Origin of the sequence: Streptomyces sp. NPDC004284 (assembly GCF_042874035.1) — a bacterium.
Classification (GTDB): domain Bacteria; phylum Actinomycetota; class Actinomycetes; order Streptomycetales; family Streptomycetaceae; genus Streptomyces.
The window spans coordinates 255166-271830 of record NZ_JBIAMJ010000005.1 but is presented as its reverse complement, the minus strand read 5'-3'; the positions used below and the strand labels follow the sequence as shown (position 1 = coordinate 271830).

At 70.3% G+C, this 16665-nt stretch carries 18 protein-coding genes; 9 read left to right on the top strand and 9 right to left on the bottom strand.

Features of this window, described 5'->3' with window-relative positions; translation table 11 throughout:
• Positions 1 to 41 precede the first annotated feature (41 nt).
• Both ACFYUS_RS16015 and ACFYUS_RS16010 read left to right on the top strand, forming a co-directional pair.
• Positions 42 to 938 carry a LysR family transcriptional regulator gene (locus tag ACFYUS_RS16015; protein ID WP_388851274.1) on the top strand — a complete coding sequence of 299 codons (897 nt, stop codon included), beginning with the start codon at positions 42 to 44 and terminating at the stop codon, positions 936 to 938.
• Positions 939 to 973: 35 nt separating this feature from the next.
• A complete protein-coding gene (locus ACFYUS_RS16010; RefSeq protein ID WP_388851271.1) occupies positions 974 to 1453 on the top strand; it encodes an NUDIX domain-containing protein in 480 nt (159 codons plus the stop codon).
• Here the strand turns inward: ACFYUS_RS16010 and ACFYUS_RS16005 are convergent.
• Both ACFYUS_RS16005 and ACFYUS_RS16000 read right to left on the bottom strand, forming a co-directional pair.
• A complete protein-coding gene (locus tag ACFYUS_RS16005; RefSeq protein ID WP_388851780.1) occupies positions 1450 to 2640 on the bottom strand; it encodes a globin domain-containing protein in 1191 nt (396 codons plus the stop codon). The two genes, ACFYUS_RS16010 and ACFYUS_RS16005, sit on opposite strands and share 4 nt — an antisense overlap.
• Positions 2641 to 2748: 108 nt before the next feature.
• A complete protein-coding gene (locus tag ACFYUS_RS16000) occupies positions 2749 to 3411 on the bottom strand; it encodes an HAD family hydrolase (protein ID WP_388851268.1) in 663 nt (220 codons plus the stop codon).
• A gap of 47 nt (positions 3412 to 3458) precedes the next feature.
• On the opposite strand from ACFYUS_RS16000, the gene ACFYUS_RS15995 reads away from it, so the two are divergent.
• The 3 genes from ACFYUS_RS15995 to ACFYUS_RS15985 all read left to right on the top strand — a co-directional run bounded on the left by ACFYUS_RS15995 (position 3459) and on the right by ACFYUS_RS15985 (position 5348).
• The gene (locus ACFYUS_RS15995; RefSeq protein WP_388851265.1) at positions 3459 to 4322 is read left to right on the top strand and encodes a GNAT family N-acetyltransferase; all 864 of its coding nucleotides are present in this window, start codon (positions 3459 to 3461) and stop codon (positions 4320 to 4322) included.
• A gap of 89 nt (positions 4323 to 4411) precedes the next feature.
• Positions 4412 to 4870 (top strand): MarR family winged helix-turn-helix transcriptional regulator, encoded by a 459-nt coding sequence (locus tag ACFYUS_RS15990; RefSeq protein WP_388851262.1) that lies wholly within the window; start codon positions 4412 to 4414, stop codon positions 4868 to 4870.
• A gap of 25 nt (positions 4871 to 4895) precedes the next feature.
• Entirely contained in the window at positions 4896 to 5348 is a 453-nt protein-coding gene (locus ACFYUS_RS15985) for a GNAT family N-acetyltransferase (protein ID WP_388851259.1), read from the top strand.
• 53 nt (positions 5349 to 5401) lie between these two features.
• Here ACFYUS_RS15985 and ACFYUS_RS15980 read toward each other — a convergent pair whose 3' ends face one another.
• Together ACFYUS_RS15980 and dnaB are read right to left on the bottom strand one after the other, a co-directional pair.
• The gene (locus tag ACFYUS_RS15980; RefSeq protein ID WP_388851256.1) at positions 5402 to 6784 is read right to left on the bottom strand and encodes a serine hydrolase domain-containing protein; all 1383 of its coding nucleotides are present in this window, start codon (positions 6782 to 6784) and stop codon (positions 5402 to 5404) included.
• Between the two features lie 196 nt (positions 6785 to 6980).
• On the bottom strand, positions 6981 to 8462 hold the full coding sequence (gene dnaB / locus ACFYUS_RS15975; protein WP_078908767.1) for a replicative DNA helicase: 1482 nt from the start codon (positions 8460 to 8462) through the stop codon (positions 6981 to 6983).
• A gap of 424 nt (positions 8463 to 8886) precedes the next feature.
• On the opposite strand from dnaB, the gene ACFYUS_RS15970 reads away from it, so the two are divergent.
• Complete coding sequence (locus ACFYUS_RS15970) at positions 8887 to 10224, top strand: MATE family efflux transporter (RefSeq protein WP_388851252.1); 1338 nt, start codon at positions 8887 to 8889, stop codon at positions 10222 to 10224.
• A 121-nt stretch (positions 10225 to 10345) separates the two neighbouring features.
• Here ACFYUS_RS15970 and rplI read toward each other — a convergent pair whose 3' ends face one another.
• The 4 genes from rplI to rpsF form a co-directional block, all read right to left on the bottom strand.
• Positions 10346 to 10792 (bottom strand): 50S ribosomal protein L9, encoded by a 447-nt coding sequence (gene rplI, locus ACFYUS_RS15965; RefSeq protein ID WP_053640001.1) that lies wholly within the window; start codon positions 10790 to 10792, stop codon positions 10346 to 10348.
• Positions 10793 to 10810: 18 nt separating this feature from the next.
• Positions 10811 to 11047, bottom strand: coding sequence for a 30S ribosomal protein S18 (gene rpsR / locus ACFYUS_RS15960; RefSeq protein WP_005315025.1), 237 nt, complete (start codon positions 11045 to 11047; stop codon positions 10811 to 10813).
• A gap of 58 nt (positions 11048 to 11105) precedes the next feature.
• Complete coding sequence (locus ACFYUS_RS15955; RefSeq protein WP_123453610.1) at positions 11106 to 11690, bottom strand: single-stranded DNA-binding protein; 585 nt, start codon at positions 11688 to 11690, stop codon at positions 11106 to 11108.
• A 74-nt stretch (positions 11691 to 11764) separates the two neighbouring features.
• Positions 11765 to 12055 (bottom strand): 30S ribosomal protein S6, encoded by a 291-nt coding sequence (gene rpsF / locus ACFYUS_RS15950; RefSeq protein WP_007383258.1) that lies wholly within the window; start codon positions 12053 to 12055, stop codon positions 11765 to 11767.
• 284 nt (positions 12056 to 12339) lie between these two features.
• On the opposite strand from rpsF, the gene ACFYUS_RS15945 reads away from it, so the two are divergent.
• From ACFYUS_RS15945 to ACFYUS_RS15935, 3 genes are all read left to right on the top strand, one after another.
• Positions 12340 to 12654 carry a hypothetical protein gene (locus tag ACFYUS_RS15945; protein ID WP_388851248.1) on the top strand — a complete coding sequence of 105 codons (315 nt, stop codon included), beginning with the start codon at positions 12340 to 12342 and terminating at the stop codon, positions 12652 to 12654.
• 119 nt (positions 12655 to 12773) lie between these two features.
• Positions 12774 to 13892 (top strand): lipid II:glycine glycyltransferase FemX, encoded by a 1119-nt coding sequence (locus tag ACFYUS_RS15940; RefSeq protein WP_388851245.1) that lies wholly within the window; start codon positions 12774 to 12776, stop codon positions 13890 to 13892.
• Positions 13893 to 13963: 71 nt separating this feature from the next.
• A complete protein-coding gene (locus ACFYUS_RS15935; RefSeq protein WP_388851242.1) occupies positions 13964 to 14995 on the top strand; it encodes an alanine racemase in 1032 nt (343 codons plus the stop codon).
• Between the two features lie 68 nt (positions 14996 to 15063).
• On the opposite strand, the gene ACFYUS_RS15930 is transcribed toward ACFYUS_RS15935, so the two are convergent.
• A complete protein-coding gene (locus ACFYUS_RS15930) occupies positions 15064 to 16578 on the bottom strand; it encodes a glycosyltransferase family 87 protein (protein WP_388851239.1) in 1515 nt (504 codons plus the stop codon).
• Positions 16579 to 16665: the final 87 nt, after the last annotated feature.

The following is a 16665-nucleotide window of genomic DNA, read 5'->3' as shown; positions in this document are numbered from 1 at the left end:
CCGCCTGAGTCGAACGGCCTCACGGCCGGAAGGGGGCGGACATGGATCTGGCCCTGCTGCGCACGTTCGTCACGGTGCACCGGGCCGGCTCCTTCACCCGCGCCGCCGCGCTCCTCGGCCTCTCCCAGCCCGCCGTCACCAGCCAGATCCGGACGCTGGAACGGCAGTTGGGGCGGCCGCTCTTCCTCAGACAGGCGCGCGGGGTCACCCCCACCACCATCGGCGACGAACTCGCGCACCGCGCGGCGCCCCATCTGGACGCCCTCGTGGAGATCGCGGAGACCGGCCTCGACGAGGAGAGCGGGGCCCGCACCCTCCATCTCGCCGGGCCCCCGGAGTTCACCGCGATCCGCGCGCTGCCCGCCCTCACCCCCCTGGTCGGCCAGGGGCTCGCCGTGCGGGCCTCCTTCCTCGGCAACACGGAGGAGATCCTCGACGGGCTCGCCGCCGGACACCACGATCTGGCCATCGCCACCGCCCGGCCCCGGGGCGGTCTGCTCGTCTCCACCCCGCTCTGCGACGAGGAGCACGTCCTGGTCGCGGCCCCGCGCTGGGCCGCCCGGCTCTCCCCCGAGGTGCTCCTGAGCAAGGGCGCGGTGGTCCTGGAGCAGCTGCCGGTGGTCGAGGTCCACGAGTCGCTGCCCTTCGTCTCCCGCTACTGGGCGAGCGTCTTCGAGACCAAGCCGGCGGCCGCCGCCACCGTCATCGCCCCCGACCTGCGGGCCGTGCGGGACGTCGCCGCCTCCGGTGCCGGGCTCGCCGTCCTGCCGCGCTATCTGTGCGAGGAGGCCCTGGGGCGGGGACGCCTCGTGGCGCTGCTCGATCCCCCGGTCCCCCCGATCCGGACCTACTTCCTGATCGCGCGTACGGGGACGCTCGCACTGTCCCCTCTGGCACGAGCCCACGAGGAGCTGCTGCGCGCGGCCGTGGACTGGTGAGTTTCAGGACACCTCGGACGGGCCATTTTCTTCCCATGACCGAACGGCCCGTGATCAAGCGCACCGCACGCGCCATCCTGCTCGACGGGGACGACCTGATCCTCATCAAGCGGACCAAGCCCGGAATGGATCCCTACTGGCTCACGCCCGGCGGCGGCGTGGAGCCCACCGACGCGACCGTCGTCGAGGCCCTGCACCGCGAGGTGCTCGAAGAGCTCGGCGCCAAGATCACCGATGTGGTGCCCTGCTTCGTCGACACCGTCGAGCACATCGTCGACGGCGGGGTCTCCGGGGTGAAGGTCCAGCACTTCTTCGTGTGCCGGCTCGGTTCGATGGACCCCTCCCTGCGGCACGGCCCCGAGATGGAGGAACCCGTCGGCGAGTACGAGATCGTCCGGGTCCCCTTCAGCCGGGTCGGCATCGCCGCCGTGCACCTCGTCCCGCTCTCCCTGCGCCACTACCTCGACGGCAACATCGAGGGCGTCCGCGCGATGCACGCTCCTGACCTGGGCTAACCGACCGTCGCGGGGGTGAGCTCCGCGAGGAAGTCGTGGCGGATGCGGTCCGAGGGGACCCCTGCGCCGCGCAGGGCGTCGACCCCTCGGCGGACCATGTCGAGCGGGCCCGAGAGATAGGCGTCGCGTTCGTTCCACGGGCCGTAGCGGCAGACGGCGTCCGGGAGCCGCCCCTGCTCCTCGGTGACCGGGTGGACCGAGAGCCACGGGAAGGTCTTCTGGAGCCGCAGCATCGTGTCGATGTCGTAGAGGTCGTGACCGCTGCGCGCCCCGTAGAAGACGTCGACCGGGCGCCGGTCCCCGTGCTCGGCGACGTCCTCGACCAGCGCCTTGATCGGCGCTATCCCGGTGCCGCCGCCCATGCAGAGCAGTCCGGTGTCCGTGGAGTGGTCGACCGTCATGGAGCCGGCCGGCGGGCCGAGCCGCAGCACGTCCCCGGGGCGTGCCCGGTGGACCAGCGCGTTGGACACCCAGCCGGCCGGGACGGCCTTGACGTGGAGGGACAGCAGTCCGTCCGGGCGGGGTGCCGCGGCGAAGGAGTAGTGGCGCCAGATCCGGGGCCACCACGGGGTCTCCAGGGTCGTGTACTGCCCGGCGAGGAAGGGATACGGCTGGTCGGGCCTGAGCGTGACGACGGCGATGTCCGGGGTGCGCAGATCGTGGGAGACCACCTCGGCCTGCCACCAGGCGGGCGCGGTCCGCTCGTCCTCGGCGGCCGCGTCGATCATGATCTGGGAGATCGTCGTGTAGGTGCGGACCCAGGCCGCTTCGGTCTCCTCGTCCCAGCTCTTCTCCGCGTACCGCACGAGCGCACCGATGAGGGCCTCGCCGACGGCCGGATAGTGGGCCGCCTGGGTTCCGTACTTCCGGTGTCCCCTGCCGAGGTTCTCCAGGTACGCGGTGAGGACCGGGACGTCGTCCATGTGCTCGGCCGCCGTCAGGATCGCCTTCAGGAGCCGGTCCCGTTGTGTGTCCATGGCCGCGGGGAACAGCTCGCGCAGCTCGGGGTGGTGGACGAAGAGCAGGGCGTAGAAGTACGAGGTCACCCGGTCGGCGACCGGTGCGATCTCCGCCAGGGTGCGACGGACGAGTACCGCGTCGGCGGAGGATCCCTCGGATATGAGGGTTTCCCTCCCGCCTGCCGTCGGGGAGTCCCGCTCGTCCGTCGTGGGGGTCGGAGCATCCATCATGTGCCTCGCCTTGCGCTGGCCGGCTTCCGTGGTCGCAGCATGGCGCCTGCGACCGGCGCTTCGGACGGAAAGCGGCGTTCTCGGGCCATAGGCCCGGGTTTCTGGCTAGGCTGCGCTGTTTCGGACCAACGCGTAGGCCTCGCGCAGGTCCCCTCCGGAGTAGCTGTGGCGGGCGAGCCCGGCGAGATGGTGGTCCGCGTTCACGGCCACGGTCTCCGGCACGATCGCGAAGAGCTCCGCGTCGGACATCGAGTCCCCGTACGCGACGCAGTCGGCGGGGTCCACTCCGTACCGCACGCAGAGCTCACCCGCGATCCGCACCTTCGCCCGCGCGTTGAGAATGCCCGGCCGGTGGATCGGCTCGGTGAACGGAACCGCCGGCCAGAGCGAACCGTGCACCGTGTCGGCTCCCCAGTCGAGGAGCCGTTCGACGAAGAAGTCGGGCGAGAGGGAGATGACCGCGCAGCGGTCTCCCCGGGCCCGGATGTCCGCCCAGACCTCACGGATGCCCGCCAGCCAGGGCGCCCCTTCGAAGGCCGCAGCGACCTGCTCCGGGGTCAGTGCGGCCCACAGCGCGTGGGCCCGGACGGCGAACTCGTCCGGCGTGAGCCCCCGTAGGAACCCCTCCTCCAGGGCGGCGATCTCCTCGACCAGATCCAGTTGCCGGGAGATCTCCACCGCGGCGGCCGAGCCCCGGATCAGGGTGCCGTCGAGGTCGAAGAGATGCAGACGCCGTGTTCGGGGGTTCCGGGGTTTCACGTGAAACACCGTAAAGCGGTGGACGGAAGATCACCGCGTCGTTCAGCCTGAAAGGCATGCCGACTTCCCCCACCCCCCTCGCACAGCTCCCCATCCGACGCCTCACCCCGAAGGACCTCCTCGCCTGCGCCGACCTCTCCGAGAACCGGGGATGGCTGCGCGAGGAACACAAGTGGGGCCTGCTGCTCACCGCGGGCACCGGCTACGGCATCGACGACCCCGAGGGCCCGGGCCTTGCCGCCGGCTCCGTGGTCACCTCGTACGGCCCGGGGCTCGCCGCGATCGGCATGGTGCTCGTCGCCGAGCGGTACGCACGCCAGGGCCTGGGACGCCGGCTCATGCAGCACGTCCTGGCGGAGGCCGGGGACACCCCGCTCACCCTGTACGCCACGGCGAACGGACAGCCCCTGTACGAGCAGCTGGGCTTCACCGAGACGAGCCGGTCCGAGATGGTGTGCGGACGCTTCACCTTCACCGCGCCCGCCCCGGACGTTCCGGTCCGCCCGGCGACGGCGGAGGACCTCCCGGCGATCCTGCGCCTGGACCACGAGGTCTTCGGCCTCGACCGCACCCACATGATCACCCGGCTCCCCGCGTTCGCCGACCACCTCCGGGTCGCGCAGGACGGCGGCGAGATCATCGGCTTCGCGGCCGCCTGGCCCAATATGGACACCCATGTCATCGGCCCCCTGATCGCCCGGGACCCCGGCACCGCCCAGGCCCTGATCGCCTCCCTGGCGGCCGCCACCGACCGGCCGCTGCGCACGGACATCGACGTCCGGCACACCTCCCTGCTGGGCTGGGCGAAGGAGAACGGCATCGACACGATCGCCACCACATCGGTGATGGTCCGCTCCCTGCCCGACCTCCCCGGCGACTGGCGCCGCCGCTTCGCTCCCCTGACGGTCGCCGCGGGCTAAATTTACTTGCAGGCGCGCATTATTGCGCCGCTTCGTCTACTCTGGACCGAGAGCCGTTCCGGCTCCGAGGAAAGACCGAGGGAGAGCCCATGACCGCGACGGACCCCGCACTCACCGCGCTCTCCCAGCGCTGGTGCGCCCTCTCCCTGCTGCACGGCAGGATCGAGTCCCACCTCGAACGCGCCCTGGAGTCCGGGCACGGCCTGAGCGTGCGGGAGTACTCGCTGCTCGACGTCCTCAGCCGCCAGCACAGCGGCCCCGGCGGCCACCTCCAGATGAAGCAGGTCGCCGACGCCGTCGTGCTCAGCCAGAGCGCCACCACCCGGCTCGTCACCCGGCTGGAGGACCGCGGCCTGCTCACCCGGTACCTCTGCGCCACCGACCGGCGCGGCATCTACACCGATGTGACCGAGGCCGGCCTGAAGCTCCTCGAAGAGGCCCGCCCCACCAACGACAGCGCGCTGCGCGAGGCCCTCGACGAGGCCGCGAAGAACCCGGAGCTGGCACCGCTGGTCCGGGTCGTCGAGGGCGTGGGCGTACCCGTGTGACGCGGGCGCACGTACGCTGCCGGGCATGAGCGATCTTGAGATACGCCCCGCCACCGCGGAGGACCTTCCGGCCATCGTCGCGATGCTCGCCGACGACCCCCTGGGCGCACAGCGCGAGTCCCCCGACGACCTCGCCCCTTACCTCACCGCCTTCGAGCGCCTCGCGAACGACCCGCACCAGCACGTCGTCGTGGCCGTCCGCGAGGCCAAGGTGGTCGGCACACTCCAGCTGACGGTCATCCCGGGACTCTCCCGCCGGGGCACCACCCGCTCGATCATCGAGGGCGTCCGCATCCACGCCGACGAGCGCGGCAGCGGCCTCGGGACCCAGCTCATCGAATGGGCCGTCGCGGAGTCCGGACGCCAGGACTGCCGACTCGTTCAGCTGACCTCCGACGTCACCCGCACCGATGCCCACCGCTTCTACGAGCGCCTGGGCTTCGAGGCCTCCCACGTGGGCTTCAGGAAGAACCTTTGAGGGCGTGTTTCACGTGAAACGGCACGGTTTCACGTGAAACAGCACGCACGGGCTCAGAGACCGCGCCAGCCCGCCTCGTCCACACCGCCCGGAACCGCGTCCCCCGGCTCGTACGGCTCCCGCGTGAAGACGAAGGAGCCGAGGTCGAGATGGCTCACGCTGCCGTCGGGGCGCCGCACGACCCTGAGCGTCTCCCCCGCGTAGTAGCCGTTCAGCCCGACCCAGCCGCCCTCGGGCAGCGCACGGAAGCGGGCCCGCCGGCCGACGCCCCGCAGGGGTTCGAACACCACGCTCCGCTCGGGACCGAGCCGAAGCCCGTAGGCGTACGTGCCCCAGTACCAGGGCCCGGTGAGGGACAGCAGCTCCTCGTCCACCTCGACCTCGGGAAGGGGGCGCCACGGCTCCGGGAACCTCGGCTCCGCCTCCGCCACGATCCGTACGAGATCGGCGGCGACGACCGCCGTCAGCGGGCCCGAGGTGGCGTTGGAGAGGGCGATCCCCGCGAGGCCGTCCTCCACGCTCACCCACATACAGGCGACGAAGCCCGGGAGGGAGCCGGTGTGACCGATCAGGGTGCGGCCGTCCCTGCGCAGCAGCTGGAGGCCGAGCCCGTAGCCCCCCTCCCAGTCGCCCTCGCCGGCCGGAGCGGCGGGAGCACGCATCTCCTCCACGGACGTCGTGGCGAGCACCCGCTCGTCCCCCGCCGCGAGGAAGGCGGCGAACCGGGCGAGGTCGGCGGCCGTCGACCACAGCTGCCCGGCCGATGCCATCAGACCGAGGTCCTCGGACGGCTCGGGCATCATGACGTCGGCCCAGGGGTGGACCGCCCAGCCCCCCGCGTGCGGAGCGACCGGATCGGCCGTCGTACGGCTCATCCCCAGCGGCTCCAGGATCTCGCGCCGCAGGGCCTCCTCCCAGGACACCCCCCGGACCGCCTCGACCAGCGAACCGAGCAGCGTGTAGCCGGGGTTGGAGTAGTGGTGCCGGCGCCCCGGCGACTGGAGGAAGGGCTGCTCCCCCAGGACGTCGGAGAGCTCCGGCCGCAGCGCGGCGGAGGACCTCTCCCACCACGAGCCGGGCGTCTCGGCCGCGAGACCGCCGGTGTGGCTCAGGAGCTGAGCGATCGTCACCTCACCGACGCCCGTCCCCTTCAGATGCCGCTCCAGCGGATCGTCGAGCCCGAGCAGGCCCTCGTCCCGCAGCCGCATCACCAGCACGGCGGTGAACACCTTGGTGATCGACCCGATCCTGAACTGGGTGTCCGCATCGGGCGCGTGGCCGTCCACACAGCTGCGGGAGCCGCTCCACACCAGCGCCCCGTCGCGGACGACCGCCCCCACGAAGGAAGGCGTCCGCCCCTCGGACTGGGCCACCGCGACACGGTGCAGCAGGGCCCGCTCGGTCCCCGGCAGCAAAGCTTCGAATGATGTCGTCATAGACCCCATCCAACGCGATGCCGGTCGCGGGGAGTACCCGGCCGAAGACCTGACCGGGTCGGCGGTGCGATGCCCGTGCCGCCACTCGGCATCGGCCTGCCGACGCTCGCCTGGTTCCTCCCGACGTTGACGGCACCGGAACGGGCCCCGCCGAGGGTCTCGCTGGGGTGAGGCCGGGCCCGCCGACGGGCGTGGGTCAGGTCTGGGCCATGTCCACGAAGCGGGAGTAGTGGCCCTGGAAGGCCACGGTGATCGTGGCCGTCGGGCCGTTACGGTGCTTGCCGACGATGATGTCCGCCTCGCCCGCGCGCGGGGACTCCTTCTCGTAGGCGTCCTCGCGGTGCAGCAGGATGACCATGTCGGCGTCCTGCTCGATCGAGCCGGACTCACGCAGGTCGGAGACCATCGGCTTCTTGTCGGTGCGCTGCTCGGGACCACGGTTCAGCTGGGAGAGCGCGATCACCGGCAGTTCCAGCTCCTTGGCGAGGAGCTTGAGGTTTCGCGACATGTCGGAGACCTCTTGCTGACGGCTCTCCTGCCGCTTGGAACCGCCCGACTGCATGAGCTGCAGATAGTCGATGATGACGAGCTTGAGGCCGTTGCGCTGCTTGAGCCGGCGGCACTTCGCGCGGATCTCCATCATCGACAGGTTCGGGGAGTCGTCGATGTACAGCGGGGCCTGGGAGACGTCCGGCATGCGGCGGGCGAGACGCGTCCAGTCCTCGTCGGTCATCGTGCCGGAGCGCATGTGGTGGAGGGCCACGCGCGCCTCGGCCGAGAGCAGACGCATCGCGATCTCGTTGCGGCCCATTTCCAGGGAGAAGATGACGCTGGGCAGGTTGTGCTTGATGGAGGCCGCGCGGGCGAAGTCCAGGGCGAGGGTCGACTTACCCATGGCGGGACGGGCCGCGATGATGATCATCTGACCGGGGTGCAGCCCGTTGGTGAGCGAGTCGAGGTCGGTGAAGCCGGTGGGCACACCCGTCATCTCGCCGCTGCGGGAGCCGATCGCCTCGATCTCGTCGAGCGCCCCCTCCATGATGTCGCCGAGCGGCAGGTAGTCCTCGGTGGTGCGCTGCTCGGTGACCGCGTAGATCTCGGCCTGGGCCGAGTTCACGATCTCGTCGACGTCTCCGTCGGCCGCGTATCCCATCTGCGTGATCTTGGTGCCGGCCTCCACGAGGCGGCGCAGGACCGCGCGCTCGTGGACGATCTCCGCGTAGTACGAGGCGTTGGCCGCGGTCGGTACCGACTGGACCAGGGTGTGGAGGTAGGAGGCGCCGCCGACACGGGTGATCTCGCCGCGCTTGGTGAGCTCGGCGCCGACCGTGATCGGGTCGGCCGGCTCGCCCTTGGCGTAGAGGTCGAGGATCGCCGCGTAGACGGTCTCGTGGGCGGGCTTGTAGAAGTCGTTGCCCTTGATGATCTCCACGACGTCCGCGATGGCGTCCTTGGAGAGGAGCATGCCGCCGAGGACGGACTGCTCGGCGTCGAGGTCCTGCGGGGGGACGCGCTCGAATCCGGAGAGCCCGCCGTCCCAGGGGCCTTCGCCGCCGCGCTCGTGCTGGTCGTCACGTCCGCGGCCACGGCCGCGCCCTTCGCCCCGGGTACGGGTGGGCAGCCGGTCGCTCGGTCCGCTGTCGGCCCAAGGGTCGTCCATGGGCTCGGGAACGCTCACCGGGCCACCTCCTCCCGTCCGCTCCGCGGACATCGCCGTGCCACTCTTTCTTACGCCACGGCCTTCATCAACGAGGGGCTTCGCGACCGCTTTTCGCGCGTCGGGCGCCGGACCACGGTAGGCCCGCGAGGGGCGTCAGCCAATCTGGTTATCCACAGGCCCTGTGGGCGAAGGGCCAGATGCTGTGGAGAACTCGCCGGATCCTGTGCACGGAGCGGGGGACAGCCATGTGGACAAACTCATAACACCCCTGGCCTCACGCATCTGACCTGCACGTTTCCCATCCACGGGCTGTGGGGGAGAAAAAGTTTTCCCCATGGACCAAGATCAGAACAAACGGCCCACACCCGAAGCCCCGCACCATCAGAAAGTAAGGACTGCTCATGCATTGCATCTCTTACCTGTGGAAGATTAGATTGAGCCCATGACTCAGGCCCCCGCGACCTCCAAGGCCGTCCGCCGACAGCACGACCGCGAGATCGTCTCCCTCGCCCTGCCGGCCTTCGGTGCTCTCGTCGCCGAGCCGCTGTTCCTCATGGTCGACAGCGCCATCGTCGGCCACCTCGGCACACCTCAGCTCGCGGGCCTCGCGATCGCCGCGGCGCTGCTCTCCACCGCCGTCAGCGTCTTCGTCTTCCTCGCCTACGCCACCACGGCCGCCGTCGCCCGGCGGGTCGGCGCGGGCGACCTCCAGGCCGCCATCCGGCAGGGCATGGACGGCATCTGGCTCGCGCTCCTCCTCGGCGCCGCCGTCGTCGCGCTGACCCTGCCCACGGCGCCATGGCTCGTCGACGTCTTCGGGGCCTCGGACACCGCAGCCCCGTACGCCGTCACGTACCTCAGGATCTCCAGCCTGGGGATCCCCGCCATGCTGGTGGTCCTGGCCGCCACGGGTGTCCTGCGCGGCCTCCAGGACACCCGTACACCGCTCTACGTGGCGATCGCCGGCTTCGCGACCAACGGCGCGCTCAACCTCGGCCTGGTCTACGGGGCCGGACTGGGCATCGCCGGCTCCGCCTGGGGCACGGTCATCGCCCAGTGCGGCATGGCCGTCGCCTACCTCGTCGTGGTCGTACGGGGCGCCCGGCGCCACGGCGCCTCCCTCCGCCCCGACCCGGCCGGCATTCGCGCCTCCGCCCAGGCCGGCGTCCCGCTCCTGGTCCGTACGCTCTCGCTCCGCGCGATCCTGATGATCGCCACGGCGGTCGCCGCCCGGCTCGGGGACGCGGAGGTCGCCGCCCACCAGATCATCCTGTCCCTGTGGAGCCTGATGGCCTTCGCGCTCGACGCGATCGCCATCGCGGGGCAGGCCATCATCGGCCGCTACCTCGGCGCGGACGACGCCACCGGCGCACGGCAGGTCTGCCGCCGGATGGTCCAGTGGGGCGTGCTCTCCGGTGTGGTGCTCGGCGCACTGCTCATCGTCGCCCGCCCCCTGTTCATCCCGCTCTTCACGAGCGACACCACCGTCCAGGACACCCTGCTCCCCGCGCTCCTGGTCGTCGCCGTCTCCCAGCCGATCTCCGGAGTGGTCTTCGTCCTCGACGGCGTCCTCATGGGCGCGGGAGACGGCCCCTACCTGGCCTGGGCCATGCTGCTGACCCTGGCCGTCTTCGCGCCGGTCGCGCTTCTGGTCCCGACGCTCGGCGGCGGGCTGACGGCGCTCTGGTGGGCGATGACCCTGATGATGACCGTGCGGATGGGAACCCTCTGGTTCCGGATGCGCTCCGGCCGCTGGATCGTCACGGGCGCCACGCGCTGACGCCGTACGCGTTTCACGTGAAACAGCAGAAGAGAGACAACGGAACAGAAACAGCGGAAGGGCCGCACCCCGAGGGGTACGGCCCTTCCTCACTGCTGAGCGCAGACTGCCAAGGGCAGCGTTACGCGGCGACGACCTCGACGCCGAGCTTCGCGGCAACCTCGGGGTGCAGGCGCACGGACACCTGGTGCGAGCCCAGGGTCTTGATCGGCGAACCGAGCTCGACGCGACGCTTGTCGACGTCGGGGCCACCCGCGGTCTTGATCGCCGAGGCGATGTCGGCCGGGGTCACGGAGCCGAAGAGACGGCCGGCGTCGCCGGAGCGAACGGCCAGGCGCACCTTCGTGCCCTCGAGCTGGGCCTTGATCTCGTTGGCCTGCTCGATGGTCGCGATCTCGTGGATCTTGCGGGCGCGGCGGATCTGCGCCACGTCCTTCTCGCCACCCTTGGTCCAGCGGATCGCGAAACCACGCGGGACCAGGTAGTTGCGAGCGTAGCCGTCCTTGACGTCGACGACGTCGCCAGCGGCACCGAGGCCGGAGACCTCGTGGGTCAGGATGATCTTCATTAGTCGGTCACCCTTTCCTTATCGCGCGGTGGACGTGTAGGGCAGCAGCGCCATCTCACGGCTGTTCTTGACGGCCGTGGCGACGTCACGCTGGTGCTGCGTGCAGTTGCCGGTCACGCGGCGGGCACGGATCTTGCCGCGGTCGGAAATGAACTTCCGCAGCATGTTCGTGTCCTTGTAGTCCACGTACGCGGTCTTGTCCTTGCAGAACGCGCAGACCTTCTTCTTAGGCTTGCGCACAGGCGGCTTCGCCATTGTGTTTCTCCTGTGTGATCAAGAAGTGGGAGTACGAGCTGCTTCGAGGGCGCGTGCCCTAGAAGGGAGGCTCGTCCGAGTAGCCGCCGCCGGAGTTTCCACCCCAGCCGCCACCGCCGCCGCCCTGCTGGCCGCCGCCGGAGGGGCCGCCGGTCGCCCACGGGTCGTCGGCGGGAGCACCGCCGCCACCCTGCTGGCCACCGCCGCCGGAGTTTCCACCCCAGCCGCCACCGCCGCCGCCCTGCTGGCCGCCGCCGTATCCACCCTGGCCGCCGCGACCGGTGGTCTTGGTGACCTTGGCCGTGGCGTTCTTGAGGCTGGGGCCGACTTCCTCGACGTCCAGCTCGTAGACCGTGCGCTTGACGCCCTCACGGTCCTCGTAGGACCGCTGCTTCAGCCGGCCCTGCACGACGACGCGCATGCCTCGCTGGAGCGACTCCGCGACGTTCTCCGCCGCCTGACGCCAGACCGAGCAGGTCAGGAACAGGCTCTCGCCGTCCTTCCACTCGTTGGTCTGACGGTCGAAGGTGCGGGGGGTGGACGCGATACGGAACTTCGCGACCGCCGCACCGGACGGGGTGAAGCGCAGCTCGGGGTCGTCGACAAGATTGCCGACGACCGTGATGACGGTCTCGCCTGCCATGGGGGAACCTCTCGGCGGGTTTGCTTCTGGCTGCTTTGCTGCTACTCGAACCCGATGACCTCTGAGCTAGAAGCTCAGTGGGTCTCGGGGCGGAGGACCTTGGTCCGGAGGACCGACTCGTTCAGGTTGAGCTGGCGGTCGAGCTCCTTGACGACCGCAGGCTCGGCCTGCAGGTCGATGACCGAGTAGATGCCCTCGGGCTTCTTCTTGATCTCGTACGAGAGACGACGACGGCCCCAGGTGTCGACCTTCTCGACCTTTCCGTTGCCCTCACGGACGACGGAGAGGAAGTTCTCGATCAGGGGGGCGACAGCGCGCTCCTCCAGATCGGGGTCGAGGATGACCATCACCTCGTAGTGACGCATGTGGAACCCACCTCCTTTGGACTCAGCGGCCACGGTCGTTCCGTGGCAGGAGGGTCGTGATGCGTGAGCGACGGTATCCACCACCACTGACAGTCCCCTCGGCGAACGAGGAGCGCTGTCGGGGATCCCTGCGGGACCTGGGCAGACACCGGCGCAGCTGTACAGAGTACCCGCACATCGCCCTGCGGTTGAAATTCCCCGGGAAGGGGACGCAATCTGTACACAACGGATGTCGGCGGCGCTACGATGCGCCGCCTTCCCGCAGGCACGCCAGGAGGTGCCCCATGGCACAGGCAATGCGACCCGACCCCGGCCACTCCCTCTTCGCGACCGACGGCAAACCCCATCCGCTCCAGGACACCCTGATGGTGGTGACGCTGGTGCTGGGGATCGTCTCGTTCACCACCGCGCAGTTCTACAACCTGCACCTGCTGAGTTCCTGGTCGGGCCTGATCGGCATCCTGACCGGTGCCTACGGGCAGTTCATCTCCGTGACGACCCGCGAGCGCTTCCTGATGGTCCTCGGACTCGGCGCCTCGGCGTTCGGCTTCTACCTCGGAATGGCGCACGGAGGCCTCTTCGGCGGCGTCGTCAGCTGAGACCCGCGGCACGTCAGGGCACACACACCCATTCGGGGCGCTCCTTGGTCACAGTAGGCTTCGGCGCGAGAGCCGGAGCCCCTGACCGATGGGGACACACCTGCCGAGGAGCGCCCCGCATGAGCCTGACCCTGAGGACCATCAGCCGTGAGCAGCATCTGGCATTCATCCAGAGCCAGCCCGCGGCGAGCCACTGCCAGGTCCCGGCGTGGGCCGATGTGAAGACCGAGTGGCGCTCGGAGAACCTCGGCTGGTTCGACAAGTCCGGCGAGCTCGTCGGCGCCGGTCTGGTGCTCTACCGCCAGCTGCCGAAGATCAAGCGCTACCTCGCCTACCTGCCCGAGGGCCCGGTCATCAACTGGTACGCGCCGAACCTCGACGACTGGCTGCAGCCGATGCTGGCGCACCTCAAGCACCAGGGCGCCTTCTCGGTGAAGATGGGCCCGCCGGTGGTCATCCGCCGCTGGGACGCGACCGCCATCAAGGCCGGCATCCAGGACCCGGACGTCAAGCGCCTCAAGGACGTCGAGGCCACCCACATCGAGCCGCGCGCCTTCGAAGTCGCGGACCGGCTGCGGAAGATGGGCTGGCAGCAGGGCGAGGACGGCGGCGCCGGCTTCGGCGACGTGCAGCCCCGCTACGTCTTCCAGGTCCCGCTGGCGAACCGCTCGCTCGACGACGTCCTCAAGGGCTTCAACCAGCTGTGGCGCCGGAACATCAAGAAGGCCGAGAAGGCCGGTGTCGAGGTCGTCCAGGGCGGTTACGAGGACCTGGCCGAGTGGCAGCGGCTGTACGAGATCACGGCCGTCCGCGACCACTTCCGGCCGCGCCCGCTCTCGTACTTCCAGCGCATGTGGACCGTCCTCAACAACGAGGACCCCAACCGCATGCGGCTCTACTTCGCGCGCCACAACGGCGTGAACCTGTCGGCCGCGACCATGCTCGTCGTCGGCGGGCACGTCTGGTACTCCTACGGCGCCTCCGACAACATCGGCCGTGAGGTCCGGCCCTCGAACGCGATGCAGTGGCGGATGCTGCGCGACGCGTACGCCATGGGCGCGACCGTCTACGACCTCCGGGGCATCTCGGACTCGCTCGACGAGACCGACCACCTCTTCGGACTCATCCAGTTCAAGGTGGGCACGGGCGGCGAGGCCGTCGAGTACGTCGGCGAGTGGGACTTCCCGCTGAACAAGCTGCTGCACAAGGCGCTCGACATCTACATGTCGCGCCGCTGACCGTTCCGTAGGCTTCGTAGTCGTACACACCTTTGATCCACCACTGCCGTCAGAAAGGTTCCGGGCCGGCCATGGCGCTCTCCCTCTACGTCGACACCGCTCGCTGGCGGGCGCACCAGAAGTCCGTCATCGACCAGTTCCCCGGAATCATCCCGGTGTGCAAGGGCAACGGGTACGGCTTCGGGCACGAGCGGCTCGCGGACGAGGCGGCCCGGATCGGCGCCGACATGCTCGCCGTGGGCACCACGTACGAAGCCGCGAAGATCAAGGACTGGTTCGGCGGCGACCTGCTGGTCCTCACCCCCTTCCGACGGGGTGAGGAACCGGTTCCGCTGCCCGACCGGGTGATCCGTTCCGTGTCCTCCGTGGACGGTGTCCACGCCCTGGTGGGCGCCCGCGTCGTGATCGAGTGCATGAGCTCGATGAAGCGGCACGGCGTCCGCGAGGAGGAGCTCCAGCAGCTCCACTCCTCCATCGAGAACGTCCGCCTGGAGGGCTTCGCCCTCCACCTGCCCCTGGACCGCCCGGACGGCACCGACGCGGTCGAGGAGGTCATCGCCTGGATGGACCGGCTGCGCAATGCCCGGCTGCCGCTGCACACCATGTTCGTGAGCCACCTGCGGGCCGAGGAGCAGGCCCGGCTCCAGCAGCAGTTCCCGCAGACCCGCTTCCGCGCCCGGATCGGCACCCGGCTGTGGCTGGGCGACCACGAGGCCACGGAGTACCGGGGCTCCGTCCTCGACGTGACCCGGGTCGCCAAGGGCGACCGCTTCGGCTACCGCCAGCAGAAGGCCGCGTCGGACGGCTGGCTGGTCGTCGTCGCCGGCGGCACCTCCCACGGCGTGGGCCTGGAGGCCCCGAAGGCGATGCACGGCGTCATGCCGCGCGCCAAGGGCGTCGCCCGGGCGGGCCTCGCCACCGTCAACCGGAACCTCTCGCCCTTCGTCTGGGCCGGGAAGCAGCGCTGGTTCGCCGAGCCGCCGCACATGCAGGTGTCGATCCTGTTCGTGCCGGCCGACGCCCAGGAGCCCCGGGTGGGCGACGAGCTCGTGGCGCATCTGCGCCACACCACGACGCAGTTCGACCGGCTCGTCGAGCACTGAGCCGGCCTGAGCCGAGAAGGCACTCACCCCCCGGAAGCAGGACTTCCGGGGGGTGAGTGCCTTCTCGGTCACTCGGGGGCTCTCCAGGGGTCGTCCGTGGTGCCCCAGCGCACCCGCTGTCCCTCCGCCACGGCCGGGGCGGCGTGCCGGGCCGGATGGGCCGCCCTGCCCGCCACGACGACGTCCTCGGCGCCGTCCAGGACGCCCCCCGAGGGGTCGTCCGCGCCGTCCTGCCGGACCGGGTCCTTCTCGGGCGTCAGGATGTCCCGTACGACCATCACGCACAGGTACAGCGTGCCGAGCAGGTGCAGGACGATCGCGAACTGGTAGCCCTCCACCGGGAGGCCCTGCTTGCTGCCGCCGGTGGTGTAGGCCAGGTACATCCAGACGCCGACGAAGTACATGACCTCGCAGGTCTGCCAGACCAGGAAGTCGCGCCAGCGGGGCCGGGCGAGCGCGGCCAGCGGGACCAGCCACAGCACGTACTGCGGCGAGTAGACCTTGTTGGTCAGCACGAACGCGGCGACGACCAGGAAGGCCAGCTGGGCGAAGCGCGGCCTGCGCGGCGCCGTGAACGTCAGGAACGCGAGACCGGCCACCGCCGCCGCCATCAGCAGCAGCGCGTACAGATTGGCCCGGTCCGGGGTGATCACGTCGCCCGTCCGCTGGCTGACCAGCAGCCAGATCGAGCCGAAGTCGACGTTCCGGTCCCGGCTGAACAGGTAGAACTGCTTCCACCCCTCCGGCGCGAGCAGCATCACGGGCAGGTTCACGACCAGCCACGCGCCGCACGCCCCGAGCACCGCCGTCCCGTACTCCCGCCACTTCCCGGCACGCCAGCAGAGCAGCAGCAGCGGGCAGAGGAGCAGTATCGGATAGAACTTGGCGGCCGTGGCCAGGCCCAGCAGGACCCCGAAGGCCAGCGGACGGCTCCGCGACCACATCAGGACGGCGGCGGCGGTCAGCGCGACGGCCAGCATGTCCCAGTTGATCGTGGCGGTGAGCGCGACCGAGGGGGCCAGGGCGACCAGGAGACCGTCCCAGGGGCGCAGGCGGTGCGTCCGGGCCACACAGACCGCCAGGACGGCCGCGCACACCATCAGCAGGCCCGCGTTGACCAGCCAGTACGACTGCTCCTGCTGGTTCAGCTCACCGCCGCCGGGCGTCAGCCAGGCCGCGACCTCCATGAAGAGGCCCGTCAGGACCGGGTACTCCAGGAACGGTATGTCGCCGCCCAGCCGGTCGAAGTACGGGACCAGGCCGTCCGCGAAGCCCCGTCCGGCGAAGAGGTGCGGGATGTCCGAGTAGCAGGCGTGGGTGTACTGGGAGGTCGCGCCCCGGAACCAGGCCCAGTTGTAGCAGGGCAGTTTCTGCACCATGCCGAGGGCGTACATCCCGATGGCCACGAGCGCGATCACCCGCACCGGCGTCCACTGGCCCGTGCCGGCCGCCGCCCGGCGCCCGTAGGGCCCGCCGATCAGTTCGCTGCCCGCGGCCGCCACCTTGTCCCGGTGGGTGGGGATGACCGTCTGCGAGCGGTCCTGCGGCGCGCTCGACTTCTGGAGGCTCGGCATGGGGGACATCCTGCCGTACGACCCCGGGAAAACGGCGAGGGCCGCCGCGGCCGCTCCGTACGGAAGGTACGAAGGGGACGCGACGGCCCTCAGGAC

What these genes read in the sequence shown, in the direction of transcription:
- ACFYUS_RS16015 (WP_388851274.1), top strand. Translation starts at nt 42, where the DNA reads ATGGATCTGGCCCTGCTGCGCACGTTCGTCACGGTGCACCGGGCCGGC.
- ACFYUS_RS16010 (WP_388851271.1), top strand. Translation starts at nt 974, where the DNA reads ATGACCGAACGGCCCGTGATCAAGCGCACCGCACGCGCCATCCTGCTC.
- ACFYUS_RS16005 (WP_388851780.1), bottom strand. Translation starts at nt 2,640, where the DNA reads ATGGATGCTCCGACCCCCACGACGGACGAGCGGGACTCCCCGACGGCA.
- ACFYUS_RS15995 (WP_388851265.1), top strand. Translation starts at nt 3,459, where the DNA reads ATGCCGACTTCCCCCACCCCCCTCGCACAGCTCCCCATCCGACGCCTC.
- ACFYUS_RS15990 (WP_388851262.1), top strand. Translation starts at nt 4,412, where the DNA reads ATGACCGCGACGGACCCCGCACTCACCGCGCTCTCCCAGCGCTGGTGC.
- ACFYUS_RS15985 (WP_388851259.1), top strand. Translation starts at nt 4,896, where the DNA reads ATGAGCGATCTTGAGATACGCCCCGCCACCGCGGAGGACCTTCCGGCC.
- ACFYUS_RS15980 (WP_388851256.1), bottom strand. Translation starts at nt 6,784, where the DNA reads ATGACGACATCATTCGAAGCTTTGCTGCCGGGGACCGAGCGGGCCCTG.
- ACFYUS_RS15970 (WP_388851252.1), top strand. Translation starts at nt 8,887, where the DNA reads ATGACTCAGGCCCCCGCGACCTCCAAGGCCGTCCGCCGACAGCACGAC.
- rplI (WP_053640001.1), bottom strand. Translation starts at nt 10,792, where the DNA reads ATGAAGATCATCCTGACCCACGAGGTCTCCGGCCTCGGTGCCGCTGGC.
- rpsR (WP_005315025.1), bottom strand. Translation starts at nt 11,047, where the DNA reads ATGGCGAAGCCGCCTGTGCGCAAGCCTAAGAAGAAGGTCTGCGCGTTC.
- ACFYUS_RS15955 (WP_123453610.1), bottom strand. Translation starts at nt 11,690, where the DNA reads ATGGCAGGCGAGACCGTCATCACGGTCGTCGGCAATCTTGTCGACGAC.
- rpsF (WP_007383258.1), bottom strand. Translation starts at nt 12,055, where the DNA reads ATGCGTCACTACGAGGTGATGGTCATCCTCGACCCCGATCTGGAGGAG.
- ACFYUS_RS15945 (WP_388851248.1), top strand. Translation starts at nt 12,340, where the DNA reads ATGGCACAGGCAATGCGACCCGACCCCGGCCACTCCCTCTTCGCGACC.
- ACFYUS_RS15940 (WP_388851245.1), top strand. Translation starts at nt 12,774, where the DNA reads ATGAGCCTGACCCTGAGGACCATCAGCCGTGAGCAGCATCTGGCATTC.
- ACFYUS_RS15935 (WP_388851242.1), top strand. Translation starts at nt 13,964, where the DNA reads ATGGCGCTCTCCCTCTACGTCGACACCGCTCGCTGGCGGGCGCACCAG.
- ACFYUS_RS15930 (WP_388851239.1), bottom strand. Translation starts at nt 16,578, where the DNA reads ATGTCCCCCATGCCGAGCCTCCAGAAGTCGAGCGCGCCGCAGGACCGC.